Below are 12343 nucleotides of genomic sequence, written 5' to 3' on the forward strand. Positions count from 1 at the left end.
GCTGGCGGCGAGGAGCTGGACCGGTTCGCCGGCGGCGCCGGTGTGGTCCGCGACGCGGATGCCACCGCCTCCACCCCACCCCCGCCCGGAATTTTTTCCGTGCGCCGTTGATCCGCTGAGCGGGCCACTCCGTATCCACGGGCGGCCATGCCCGTGGGGGGCCGGCTGATGTCATTGGACACCCGGAGGTCTGCATGCATGCGGTGGCGGCCGGCTGGCACGGCGAGGTGGCGCGGCCCGAGTGGATGTTCGCCCGGGCGCAGCCCCAGTCGCGTGCGTCGAGTGCGGGCCGTGGGGTCGACGGCCGCCCCGCCGATCGCCAGAATGACCCGGTGACGCCACGACCGGCGCCCGGGCGCCACCAGGCGGCGTCCCCTGAGGCCAGTCATTCCGACCAGCTGATCCGGCTGCTCTACGCGGAGCACGCCGGCCCGCTGCTGATGTTCGTGATGCGGCTGACCGGCGGTGACCGGCAGCGGGCCGAGGACATCGTCCAGGAGACGCTGCTGCGCGCCTGGCGCAACGCGCACCGGCTGGGCACGCACGGCCAGGGGTCGCTGCGCCCCTGGCTGGTCACCGTGGCCCGGCGGATCGCCATCGACGAGCATCGCAGCGAGCAGGCCCGCCCGGCGGAGACGTACGACCGGGACCTGACCGCGTTCGCCGAGGCGGACAGCACGGACCGGGTACTGCGCACGATGACGGTCGCCGACGCGCTGCGTACCCTGAGCCAGTCCCACCGGGAGATCCTGGTGGCGACGTACTTCCGGGGCCGGACGGTGCCGGAGGCGGCCGAGGAGCTGGGCCTTCCGCTCGGCACCGCCAAGTCGCGCGTCTACTACGCGCTGCGCGCGCTGCGCACGGCTCTGCAGGAACGGGGGGTGACGGAATGAGCCGGGCAGACCACATGGACGTGGCCGCGTACGCGCTCGGCGTGCTCGATCAGCAGGACACCGAACGGTTCGAGGAGCACCTCGCCACGTGCTGGGCGTGCGCCGCGGAGCTGGAGACCATGGTCCCCGTGGTGGGGCTGCTCTCCGGCATCGACGGCGAGACGATGACCGCGCTGGAACAGACCCGGACCGACCCGGCCCTGCTGGACCGGACGCTGGTGGCGGTGCGGCTGCACCGCCGGCGTACCCGGGTCCGGCGGCTCCTCGCCACGGCGGCGGCGGTGGTGGTCTTCGGCGGCCTGAGCGGCGTCGGCGTCGCCGGCCTGACGGGCGGCGGCGACGGGGAGCGGATCCCGCAGGCCGAGCCGACCCTGACCACGCCGGTCACCGGCCCCCCGGCCGACCCGACGTCCGATCCGGGCGACCCGGGCACGGCGGCAACGAGCAGGAGGGCGAGAAGCACAACGCCACTGATCCGGCCACCGGGGTGAAGACGACGATGTGGGTCGCCTCGAAGGAGTACGGCACCAAGATCGATCTTCAGCTGACCAGGCTGCCCGGGCCGCGCACCTGCCGGCTGGTGGTGATCCGGAAGAACGCCACCAGCGAGGTGGTCTCGACCTGGTCGGTGCCGGGCGGCGGCTACGGGACGAGCACCAATCAGCTCCCGTTGGAGCTGAGCGCGTCCACCTCGGCCGGGTTGCCGGACATCGAGAAGATCCAGGTGCAGTCGGTCGACGTGAACGGCGTCGCCAGTCCGCTGGTGACGGTGGCCGACCTCTGATCCGCCCCGACAGCGGCGCCCGGCAGCGACATCGCCCGGCGCCGCTACGGCGTGCGCGGCGGGGGCGGACCCGACGTGCTCCCGTACGGGTCCGGGCGCGGATCGGTTCAATCGATCCACTGTGAAATGGAGCACCCTTTCCCCTTCAACCTTGACAGCGGACCACCCGTACTACCCGGTGAACTGCCAAGAATGAGGAGGGCACGTGGCACACCTGAAGCGGACGACCGTCATCGTCGCGAGCGCGATGGTCGCACTAACGGCCTGCGCTCCCGCGGGTTACGACGGGGCGAACTCGAGCGCGGCCGAGCCGGTCGCCGTCGCCGCGGCCGAACCCACCCCGGCGGCCGAACCGGAGGCCTCCGCGACCGCGGAAGCCCCCACCACCGAGCAGGCGCCGCCGGCGGACGTCCGGCTCACCGACCAACTGGTCGGCAAGAAGGTGCCCCGAATGGGCAACGTCGTGATGGACCAGGACGGCTGGATCCTCTACCGCTTCGACAAGGACTCCGCCGACCCGCCGTCGTCGAACTGCGTGGACAAGTGCGCCCAGGTCTGGCCGCCCGCGCTGACCGACGGCAACCCGCAGCTCCAGGGCGTCTCCGACGACAAGGTCGGCACGGTCACGCGGCAGGACGGCACCCGGCAGATCACCATCGGCGGCTGGCCGGTCTACCGCTACATCGGCGACAAGAAGCCGGGCCAGTGGAAGGGCCAGGGCGTCGGCGGCACCTGGTTCGTGGTCGACCCGAACGGCAAGAAGAACCTGACCTGCCTGCCCACCGGCACGCCGAAGGCGGTCGCCCCGCCCGCGTCGGGTGACTCGGGCAGCTCTGACGGCGGCAGCTCGGGGTACTCGTACTGATCCCGCACCGCACGGACACGGTGGCCGGTCGCAGCCGGGGAGGGCGCGGCCGGCCACCGTCGTGAACCTGGACGCCGGCGCCGGCAGCGCTGGTCCGCAGACCGGTAGTCTGAGGAACCACCGGCGGCGACGACACGGGATGTCCAGGCGACAGCACCACGCCGTCGACATCCGGGAGAGGGGCGGCGTGGCGGCGATGCGGAGTACGATCTCCTTGCCGATCGCGCTCCTGCTGACCGGCTCCCTCCTCGGCGCGGCGGGCGCGGCAGCGGCCGTGCGCTGGTCCGTGGACGACCGGGGCGCGACCGTGGCGCGCGCGTCCCCAGCGCCCCCACCGATCCCGCTCACGGTGCTCACCTGGAACGTCTGCTCCAAGGCTGAGTGGCGGTGTCCCGCCGGTGGCCACCACCGGCAGCTCGCCGCCGCCATCGGCGAGGCGGCGTGGGCCCGGTCGGCCGACGTGCTGCTGCTTCAGGAGGTGTGCGCCGACCTGCTGCCCACGCTCGAGAGCAGCCTCGGCGCCGGCTGGACGCTGTACTTCCGCCAGGCCACGACGGCGTCGGTCAGGCGCGGCACCGGGGTGACCAGGCCGGCCACCTGCGGAGAGAACGGGGGCCGGTACGGCCAGGCGGTGGCCGTACGGACATCCCGCGCGGGGGTCGACCCCGGTGTGTCGCCCGTCGGAGGGTCATGGCTCGTCCAGCTCCCGTCGCCCGCGCCCAAGGGCAGGAAGTGGGTGGAGCAACGGTTGGCGGTCTGCGTCCGATTGCGCTCGCCCCGGCTCCAGGTCTGCGGCACGCACCTGTCGACGTCGGAACAGGATCCCGGTGGCGAGATCCGCGCCGCGCAGGCGGCGAGGCTCGCCGCCGAGGTTCGCAAGGGCCGGGAGCTGGGCTATTCCACCATCGTCGGCGGCGACTTCAACACCCCGCCGGCAACGACCGTGACGGGTGGCCGTCAGCTCATCCTGCAGCCGCTCTACGACGAGGGCGTCGACTGCGACGCGGGGAGGACGCAGGCCACGTTCGGCGCCGCCAAGATCGACTACATCTTGTCCGGGCCAGGGATCGAGCCACTCGGCTGCCAGGCGATACCGACGCGGCTCTCCGACCACCGGATGCTGGCGGCGCACTACCGCCTGCACTCGGAGCCGACCGGCGCCTGACGGTCGAGGGCCGGCCCCAACGGTGAGCGACGCGCCGCCCGGGTGGCTATCGAGGCGCGTCGGCCCCTTCCCTGCCCGGCGACGGCATCGGCACCGACGCCCAGGCGACGTTCGGGGCAGAGACTGGTTCGCTGGCTGCGGCCCCGGCTCCGAGAGCTCTGTCGTAGCGGGTGAACGAGGTGGTCAACAACCACAGCTTGTAGATGAGGGCGAACTCGAAGGCCAGCAGCAGGGCACCGGCAACCACAGAGACGGCGAGGACGGCACCGGCCAGTGGACCGATGATGAAGACCGCCATCTGAAACTCGATGCCGCTCACCAGATGCGCCCGAACCCGCGCGCGAACAAGCAGGTCGCGGAGGCCGGTGAACACGGTGAAACGCGAGCGGAACTCCCGCTCAATCACCAACTCGGGGCGCGTGTGGATGGCCACCACGCTCGGATCGACGTTTTCCAGCGTCACGTCGGCGTAGTCCGGAGCGAACACCGCCGTCAGATCCGGCGACGCTTCGATCTTCTCCGCCAGGGCCCGACGCATCTCGGTCTTGACCTTCGACAGATGCAGCGCGTTCAGGTACCGGAACATGTCGAGAAAGACGATGCCGCCGCCGACCACCAGGAAGATCGGCTCCCCCGTGGCCTGGTACTGGCCACCCATGAGCGCGACCGTGCAGACGAGCACCCGGACCCGGTCGAGGATGTAGTCCAGCCAGGCGCCGAAGAGGCTGCCGTTGCCATTGAGCCGGGCCACCTTGCCGTCCATGCAGTCGACCACGAAGCTCAGGTGGAAGATCACTGCGCCGACGATCAACCACTGCGGGGTAGCCGCGGCAAAGGCCGCGGCGGCACCGAGGCCGAGCAGGAGAGCGGTGACGGTCAGTCGATTGGGCGTCACCGAGGGGTAGCGAGCAACGAGCCAGACCAGCCGCGAGGCGAGCGGGTCGACGAGAAAGACCGTCCACCAGGAGTCGCGGTCCTTGTAGGTGCGGGCCTGCACCTCCGCCACTGTCAAGCCGCCAGCCATGTCGCCCCGTTTCCTCGCCCCACACCAGAAATTCGGCAGGAGTTTACCCCAGGGACCGCCGCCGCCCGGGCCGCCGAATGTACCGAACCTGTCACTTACCGTTTGAGCGGGTGAACCCCGAGCGCCCACCGACGAACATCACGGAAGTTGAGGTCGCACAGCGTACGTGGGCAGGCGACCGGGTCGCGTCCGACCCTCCGCCGGACAACCGACCTGACCGGGGGATTTGCTGCCCGTTCATTGGGTGTTAGCGTTCCGGCCGTCGGGGGCATGGGCACCGTGCGTCAACTCACGGTCATCCACTGTGGTGGTCTTCGCCTAGGCACCGAACAGGTGTATCGGTAATCGCAACGCCACCGCGCGCGACGGCGGTGGTCAAACGGGGAGTACGGCGCGATGGATGTTCCAAGGCAGGCTGGGCGGACGAGGGTGGAGGCCCTCCGCGGGGCGTGGGGCAGCGTTCATCCCGCCAGCGGCGTGGGGGTGAACCAGTGAGCTCCGGCGCCCTGCTCAGTGTGGTCGTACCCGCCCATGACGTCGAGTCGTTCCTGCCGGAGTGCCTGAACTCGATCGCCGGTCAGACCTACCGCAATCTGGAGGTGATCGTCATCGACGACGGGTCGACGGACCGCACCGCGGAGATCGCCGCCGACTTCGCGGCCCGAGACCCCAGATTCCGGCTCATCAGGCAGGCCGAGGGAGGGCCGGGCCAGGCCCGCAACACCGGCATCCGCGCGGCCACCGGGGTCTACCTCGCCTTCGTGGACGGCGACGACCTGCTTCCGCCGTACGCCTACACCCTGGCGATCGCCTGCCTGGAACGCACCGGATCCGATTTCGTCTGCGGTGACGTACGCCAGTTCACCTCCCGCGGCGCCACCCGATCCCCGATGCACGCCAAGATCTTCCCCGAGACGAAACTGCGTACCCACGTCTCCAAGCACCGGCCGCTGCTGAAGGACCGCACCGTCTGGAACAAGGTCTTCCGCCGCCGCTTCTGGGACGAGCACGGTCTCGTCTTCCCGGAGGGGGTGGTCTTCGAGGACGTGCCGGTCGCGGTGCTGGCGCACGCCATGGCGACGACGGTCGACGTGCTCAACGTCCCTGTCTACTACTGGCGCCGACGGGAAACGGGGGAAGCCTCGATCACGCAGCGGACGACGGACTGGGCGACGGTCTCCGACCGGCTGACGGCCGTCGACCGGGTGAGCCGGTTCCTGGCCGAACACCGTCAGCAGGGCCTGAAACGGGCCTATGACGCCAACGCGCTGGTCGACGACCTCGCCCTGGTCCTGCGCGCGCTTCCCGATGCGGATGACGACTTCCGGGCGGCGTTCCTCGACCGCGCGAACGACTTTCTCGACCGTGTCGACCCCCGGGTGTTGGCGGACCTGCCGGCGAAGTACCGGGTGCAGTGGCATCTGGGGCGGCAGCGCAGGACGCGGGAGCTGATCGAGGTGGCGCTCGCCACGCGCGGCGGTATGCCGGTGCCGACGACGATGCGGGGACTGCGCCGCTACGCGGCACTGCCCCTGCTCGACGACCCCGAGGCGGGCGTGCCCCGGGAGCTGTACCGGCTGGGCGATCCACCGGTGCAGAGCAAGGTCCACGACATTTCCTGGCGGGACGGCGGGATCGTGCTCCGGGGCCATGCCTTCGTGGACGGCGTCCCCTCGGCGCATCCGTGGAGTTCCGTCCGGCTGCTCTGGCTGCGAGAGAAGAAGACCCGCCGCGCCATCATGCTTCCGGTGCGCCCGCGCCGGTGTCCCGATGCGACAACCGAGTCCAAGCAGGGCGACTGCAGCTACGAATGGTCCGGTTTCGAGACCGTGCTGGACCCGGCGGCCCTGAAGAAGGACGGCAAATGGGTCGAGGGCGTGTGGCGACTGGCGGTGGGTGTCGTCGGCCGTACCGGCCCGCGGAAGAGCCTGGTCAAACTGGGCGTCGATCCCAACTCCGTCTCGTTTCCGCCGCGGTACGTCGACGACGGCGTCCGAATCGTCCCGGTGGCCCGCAGCCAGGAAGTCTCTTTGCGGGTCGAGACGGTGCGGGCGCGGGTCACCAACTGCGTCATGACCGACGAGACCTTGGAGATCAGGGGTGAAATCAACGGTCCGTCACCCGTCGCGGGTCGGATACGCCTGAGCCGGGCACCCGGGGTGCCCGAGCACTGGGTGCCGGCGACCTTCGGGGAACAGTCCGGCTCGTGGACGTCCTTCCGGGCGGTCGTACCCCTGGCCATCCTCTTTCCCGATCCGACGACGCGGGCCTGGGCACCGCCGCCGGGTGCGGCGATGGACCGCTGGCGGATCGAGATCGCGCTCTACAGCGGCGGCAAGAAGGTCGTGCACCTCATCGCGGACGAGAACCTGACCCAGGCACGGAACCGCTACCGCGGACGGGACGTCTACATCCGGTCCAGCGGTGCCGGGTACGTGTGGCTGTGCGCCCGCTCAGCCGCTCCGATCGTCACCGAGGCGAGGTGGACCGATGACGGTCTGCTCCTCCTGCGGGGCGACCACGACGGACGGCTGGGCGAGCCGCGGATCACGCTTCGACTGCGGGGCGCCGGCGAGCGCAGGTCAATCGCGGTGACCACGGAGGGGGACACCTGGCGGGCGGTTCTCGCGCCGAGGTCGCTGGAGTTGTTCGGCGGCACCGTCGAGCTTCGGCCGGGCGTCTGGGACGCGCTGTGCGAGGTCGGATCGGACGGATCACTCGCACTCACGAACCTGACCTTCGCCGAGGCGGTGCTGCGGCAACTGCCGGCGAAGACCGAGATCCACGGTCGTGCCTTCGCGCTCGAAGGCACCGGAGCCGAGAGCGCCGCGCTGAACGCCGGCTCCATGTTGCGGCCCGACGAGCAGGGCGCCTTCTACCGCAAGCGGCTCCGCGAACGGTACCGCGCCATGCGCTCCCGTCCCCGCCGCGACGCGGTCCTCTTCGACAGCTTCAGCGGGCGCCAGTACTCCGACAGCCCCCGTGCGGTGCACGAGGAGATGATCGCGCGTGGCGTGGGCCCGGCAGAGCATCTCTGGGTGGTCCGGGATGGCCAGGTCAGCCTTCCCCCGACGGCCCGCGCCGTTCGCCACGGCGGGACCGAGTGGTATGAGGCGCTGGCGTCCTGCCGCTACATCGTCACCAACACTCACCTGCCCGACTGGTTCCAGCGGGCACCCGGACAGACCGTGGCGCAGTTGTGGCACGGAACGCCGTTGAAGCGGATCGGTTTCGACGTCACGGAGGTCCGGCACGCGGACCGCAGCTACCTGAGCCGGGTGGAGAAGGAGGTGCCGCACTGGAGCTTCCTCGTCTCGCCCAATCGGTTCAGCACGCCCATCCTCAGCCGGGCGTTCCGCTACCAGGGTGAGATCCTCGAGGCCGGCTACCCACGTAACGACGTGCTCTACCTGTCCCGGGAAGCGGTGGCGGAGAAGGTGCGGCAGCGCCTCGGGCTGCCGGCCGGCAAGAAGGTAGTGTGCTCTACGCACCCACCTGGCGCGACGACGAGTTCCACGGAATGGGTCGCTACAAGCTCAGCCTCCATCTCGACCTCGAGGACGCGCGCCGGAAGCTGGGGGACGATCACGTCCTGCTCATCCGCCGGCACCCCAACGTGGTCGACGAGATCCCGAACGTCGGTGACGGGTTCGTGTGGGACGTGTCCCGGTACCCAGACGTTGCCGACCTGCTCGCCCTGGCCGACATCCTCATCACCGACTACTCGTCGTTGATGTTCGACTTCGCCAACACCGGGCGGCCGATGCTGTTCTTCACGTACGACCTCGAGCATTATCGGGACCGGCTACGCGGCTTCTACTTCGACTTCGAGGCGGAAGCCCCCGGACCGCTCCTCGCCACCTCGGCAGAGGTGATTGACGCGGTCCGGTTCACCCAGTTCGAGGAGTACCGGTACCGGGAGCGCTACGGGGCCTTCGTCCGCCGCTTCTGCGACCTCGACGACGGAAAGGCGACCTCCCGGGTCATCGAACGACTCCTGAACTGACCGCCCATCGGGCCGGAATCCGGCGGTGCACCCGGCGTGGCAGAGTGGCGGGGTGACCCTCCCCGCCGCGAGCCGGACGCTGCACCCGCCGGCCGGCTACCGACTGACCGCCTCGGTGCGGGCGCTCACCTTCAGCCCGTACGACCCGTGCGCCCGGATCGCCGCCGGCACCTTCTGGTGGGCCACCCGCACCCCGGACGGACCGGCCACCCTCACGCTGCGGCCGACCGCCGGCGAGCTGGTCGCCGAGGGGTACGGACCGGGCGCCGGCTGGGTGGTCGACCGGGCGGACGCGGTGGCCGGACTCCGCGACGACCTCACCGGCTTCGCCGACCTCGCCGCCGCGCACCCGGTGGTGGCCCGGCTCGCCGCCCAGCACGGCGGGCTGCGGATGCCCGCCACCGGCCAGGTCTTCCCCCGGCTGCTGCGGGCCGTCTTCGAGCAGAAGGTCACCGGCAAGGAGGCCTACCGGGCGTACGCGGCCACCGTGCGGCACTTCCGCGAGCCGGCGCCGGGGCCCCTGCAACCGCTGCTGCTGCCCCCGGAGCCGGCCGCGGTGGCCGCCACCCTGTACTGGGTCTTCCACCCGTTCGGGGTGGAACAGCGGCGGGCCGAGACGCTGCGCCGCGCGGCCGCCGCCGCCGACCGGCTGGAGCGCTGCGCGGACGCCGAGGAGGCCACCCGCCGGCTGACCGCGATCCCCGGCATCGGCCCGTGGACCGCCGCCGAGGTGGTGCGGATCGCGTACGGCGACCCGGACGCGGTCAGCGTCGGCGACTACCACATCCCGAACACGGTGGCCTGGGCCCTCGCGGGCGAGCCGCGCGGGGACGACGCCCGGATGCTGGCGCTGCTGGAGCCGTTCCGCGGCCATCGGGGGCGGGTCTGCCTGCTGCTGGAGGCAAACGGCGTGCACGCCCCGCGCTACGGCCCGCGCGCCCCGATCCGCTCCTTCGCCCGCTTCTGACCCCCGCCCTGGGGGCGGCGTCAGCCGTCGGCGCAGAGACGGCGCAGGGTGCGGCCCAGCCACCAGGCGTACCCGCGCTGGAAGGCCCGGCCGAGCGGCCCGGCGGCGCGCATGATCCACCGGTCCGGACGGCTGAAGGCGCGTACCTCGAACCAGACCGCGCCGGAGGAGTCCCGGGTGACCACGAAGGCCTCCTCACCGCGCGCCGGGTGCCCGGCCAGCGTGCCGTACCCGAAGCCGGCCCGCCGCTCGTCGTCGACGGCCCAGACCACCGCGCACGGCGCGGCGAGCCGCAGCGGCCCGACGCCCAGGCGGGAGACGACCCGGACCCCGGGGGCGGCCCGCGGCGCGTCCGCCTCGATCCGGATGCCGGCCGCCCGGTGCAGCCGCCAGCCGAGGACGGCCGCGCCGGCGGCGGTGAACGATTCCGCGGGCAGCCGGACCCGGTGCCGGACATGCCGCCAGCCGGGCGGCAGCGGACCCTCGCGGGTGGCGCCCACGTCCGGGTAGGTCAGCTCCGGCACGGTACGCACCCCCATCGTCGAGTCGGACGCCGACAGCGTACGACCGGCGCGGGTGGGCCGCCCGGCGCGGTCGCGGGCGGCTGTGGTGGGCTGGGTGGGTGACCGAGCAGGTGACCATCGCCCCGGCCGGCGTCGCGGACGCCGGCGAGATCCTCACCGTGCAGCGCGCCGCGTACCTGGTGGAGGCGCAGCGTTACGGCGACCCGTTCCTCCCGCCGCTGACCGAGACCCTCGACGAGGTGCGCGCCGTGCTGGCCGGCGCCGCGACGGTGCTGGTCGCCCGGGCCGGCCACCGGCTGGTCGGCTCGGTGCGGGCCGAGTTCGACCGCGGCACCGCGCACGTCGGCCGGCTCTCGGTGGCCCCGGACCAGCACGGCCGGGGCGTGGGCGGCCGGCTGCTCGCCGCGATCGAGACGGCCTGCGCGGGGCGGGCGGACCGTGCGCCCTGTTCACCGGCGCGGACAGCGCGGAGAACCTGCGGCTGTACGACCGGCACGGCTACCGGATCGTGGCGCACCGGCCGGACCCGCACGGCATCCGGCTGGCCGTGCTGGAGAAGGCGTTGGTCAGCCCCGCGCGCAGCGACCGCTGAGCCGGTCGGCTCCGCCGGCTGCCGGCGGCGGGGGTCGCCGGGCGCCGGGGCTCAGGCGGCCTCGCGCAGGTCGGCCAGGCCGACCGGGGCGTGCCGGCGCAGCAACTCCTCCAGCTCGGCGACCGAGGAGACCTCGCCGACGACGTTCACGCCGCCGCCGAACTCCGGCCGGTAGCGGTGCGCCAACCGGTAGCGGTACCGCCCCCGGATCAGCTCCACGCTGACCCGCCAGCGCCCGCAACAGCCGCACACCCACTCCCGCACCCGGCGAAACTAGCTCTGACCTGCGGTTTCATCATCCGCACGCCGATGACGAACGGGCCCGAGCGGGGACACGCCGCCCCGCACCGGCGGTGATCTGCCTCACGGCTGTCGGCCCTGTCTGATTGACTGGTCGCCGTGGACCTGCCGATCAATCCCCCGGTCGAGCCGATGCTGGCCAAGAGCGTGCCCCAACTCCCCACCGCCCCCGGCATGACGTACGAGCCGAAGTGGGACGGGTTCCGCTGCATCATCTTCCGGGACGGTGACTCCGTCGAGCTGGCCAGCCGCGGTGGCAAGACGATGACCCGCTACTTCCCCGAGGTGGTCGAGCAGGCGCGGGCGCAGCTGCCGGAGCGGTGCGCGGTCGACGGCGAGCTGATCGTGATCCGCCGGGACGGCCCGGGCGGCCAGCCCCGGCTCGACTTCGAGCTGCTCGCCCAGCGCATCCATCCGGCGGCCTCCCGGGTCAAGCTGCTCGCCGAGACCACCCCGGCCGACTTCGTCGCCTTCGACCTGCTGGCCATCGACGACGAGGCCCTGCTCGACCAGCCCTACCCGCACCGCCGGGCCCGGCTGGAGCAGGCGCTGGCCAAGGTCCACCCGCCGGTGCACGTCACCCAGGTGACCACCGACCCCGAGACCGCCCGCCGCTGGTTCGACGTCTTCGAGGGCGCCGGGCTGGACGGCCTGATCGTCAAGCCGGCCGACCTGCCGTACGAGCCGGGCAAGCGGCTGATGTTCAAGGTCAAGCACGCCCGCACCGCGGACGCGGTGGTGGCTGGCTTCCGCTGGCACAAGTCCGGTCCGGTGGTCGGTTCGCTGCTGCTCGGCCTCTACGACGACGCGGGGGTGCTGCACCACATCGGGGTCAGCTCCTCGTTCACCGCGGCCCGCCGCAAGGAGCTGCTGACCGAGCTGGAGCCGTACCGGGACGTGGCCGGCGACCACCCGTGGGTGCACGGCGACCACGAGCGGGGCCAGCGCATTCCCGGAGGGGTGAGCCGGTGGACCGGCACGAAGAACCTCGAGTGGGAGCCGCTGCGCCCGGAGCTGGTGGTCGAGGTCGGCTACGACGCGATGGAGGGCGACCGGCTGCGGCACACCGCCCAGTTCGTCCGCTGGCGGCCCGACCGCGATCCCCGCTCCTGCCGCTACGACCAGCTGGAGCGCCCGGTCCGCTACGACGTGGACCAGGTGCTGCGCGGGGACCCGGCGGCGACCGTCGGCAGTGCCTCGGGCCCGGCGTAGCCTGGCCGTCG

Annotated in this window: 11 protein-coding genes and 3 pseudogenes; 11 read left to right on the forward strand and 3 right to left on the reverse strand. The window is 72.1% G+C overall.

Going from position 1 to position 12343, the window contains the following annotated elements; all coding sequences use genetic code 11:
• The 6 genes and pseudogenes from JNW87_RS12605 to JNW87_RS12630 form a co-directional block, all read left to right on the forward strand.
• Positions 1 to 111: pseudogene (locus tag JNW87_RS12605) on the forward strand (spermine synthase); the annotation flags it as partial.
• An 83-nt stretch (positions 112 to 194) separates the two neighbouring features.
• Positions 195 to 893, forward strand: coding sequence for a sigma-70 family RNA polymerase sigma factor (locus JNW87_RS12610; RefSeq protein WP_109802973.1), 699 nt, complete (start codon positions 195 to 197; stop codon positions 891 to 893).
• Positions 890 to 1384: an anti-sigma factor gene (locus tag JNW87_RS12615; protein ID WP_238453731.1), complete on the forward strand. Its 495-nt coding sequence runs from the start codon at positions 890 to 892 to the stop codon at positions 1382 to 1384. The genes JNW87_RS12610 and JNW87_RS12615 overlap by 4 nt, the downstream gene beginning before the upstream one ends.
• Positions 1381 to 1677, forward strand: a complete 297-nt coding sequence (locus JNW87_RS12620) for a hypothetical protein (protein WP_238453732.1) — start codon at positions 1381 to 1383, stop codon at positions 1675 to 1677. Before JNW87_RS12615 ends, JNW87_RS12620 begins: the two co-directional genes overlap by 4 nt.
• Before the next feature lie 205 nt (positions 1678 to 1882).
• A complete protein-coding gene (locus JNW87_RS12625) occupies positions 1883 to 2542 on the forward strand; it encodes a hypothetical protein (RefSeq protein ID WP_109802971.1) in 660 nt (219 codons plus the stop codon).
• Positions 2543 to 2681: 139 nt separating this feature from the next.
• Entirely contained in the window at positions 2682 to 3707 is a 1026-nt protein-coding gene (locus JNW87_RS12630) for an endonuclease/exonuclease/phosphatase family protein (RefSeq protein WP_109802970.1), read from the forward strand.
• A 46-nt stretch (positions 3708 to 3753) separates the two neighbouring features.
• Here the strand turns inward: JNW87_RS12630 and JNW87_RS12635 are convergent, their stop codons facing one another.
• The gene (locus tag JNW87_RS12635; protein ID WP_109803004.1) at positions 3754 to 4719 is read right to left on the reverse strand and encodes a CDP-alcohol phosphatidyltransferase family protein; all 966 of its coding nucleotides are present in this window, start codon (positions 4717 to 4719) and stop codon (positions 3754 to 3756) included.
• 527 nt (positions 4720 to 5246) lie between these two features.
• Here JNW87_RS12635 and JNW87_RS12640 point away from each other — a divergent pair.
• From JNW87_RS12640 to JNW87_RS12645, 3 genes and pseudogenes are all read left to right on the forward strand, one after another.
• Positions 5247 to 8120, forward strand: a pseudogene (locus tag JNW87_RS12640) (glycosyltransferase); the annotation flags it as partial.
• 89 nt (positions 8121 to 8209) lie between these two features.
• On the forward strand, positions 8210 to 8737 hold the full coding sequence (locus JNW87_RS39455; RefSeq protein WP_309233945.1) for a CDP-glycerol glycerophosphotransferase family protein: 528 nt from the start codon (positions 8210 to 8212) through the stop codon (positions 8735 to 8737).
• Positions 8738 to 8789: 52 nt separating this feature from the next.
• On the forward strand, positions 8790 to 9704 hold the full coding sequence (locus tag JNW87_RS12645) for a DNA-3-methyladenine glycosylase (RefSeq protein ID WP_109803003.1): 915 nt from the start codon (positions 8790 to 8792) through the stop codon (positions 9702 to 9704).
• A 20-nt stretch (positions 9705 to 9724) separates the two neighbouring features.
• Here the strand turns inward: JNW87_RS12645 and JNW87_RS12650 are convergent, their stop codons facing one another.
• On the reverse strand, positions 9725 to 10243 hold the full coding sequence (locus tag JNW87_RS12650) for a DUF1990 family protein (protein WP_109802968.1): 519 nt from the start codon (positions 10241 to 10243) through the stop codon (positions 9725 to 9727).
• 83 nt (positions 10244 to 10326) lie between these two features.
• Between JNW87_RS12650 and JNW87_RS40600 the strand changes: the two are divergent.
• Positions 10327 to 10820: pseudogene (locus tag JNW87_RS40600) on the forward strand (GNAT family N-acetyltransferase).
• A gap of 51 nt (positions 10821 to 10871) precedes the next feature.
• Here the strand turns inward: JNW87_RS40600 and JNW87_RS40605 are convergent.
• Positions 10872 to 11084, reverse strand: coding sequence for a hypothetical protein (locus tag JNW87_RS40605; protein WP_109802966.1), 213 nt, complete (start codon positions 11082 to 11084; stop codon positions 10872 to 10874).
• Between the two features lie 135 nt (positions 11085 to 11219).
• On the opposite strand from JNW87_RS40605, the gene JNW87_RS12665 reads away from it, so the two are divergent.
• A complete protein-coding gene (locus JNW87_RS12665) occupies positions 11220 to 12332 on the forward strand; it encodes an ATP-dependent DNA ligase (protein ID WP_109802965.1) in 1113 nt (370 codons plus the stop codon).
• The last annotated feature ends 11 nt before the right edge of the window (positions 12333 to 12343 follow it).

Origin of the sequence: Micromonospora sp. ATA51, from assembly GCF_016802855.1 — a bacterium.
GTDB classification, from domain to species: domain Bacteria; phylum Actinomycetota; class Actinomycetes; order Mycobacteriales; family Micromonosporaceae; genus Micromonospora; species Micromonospora sicca.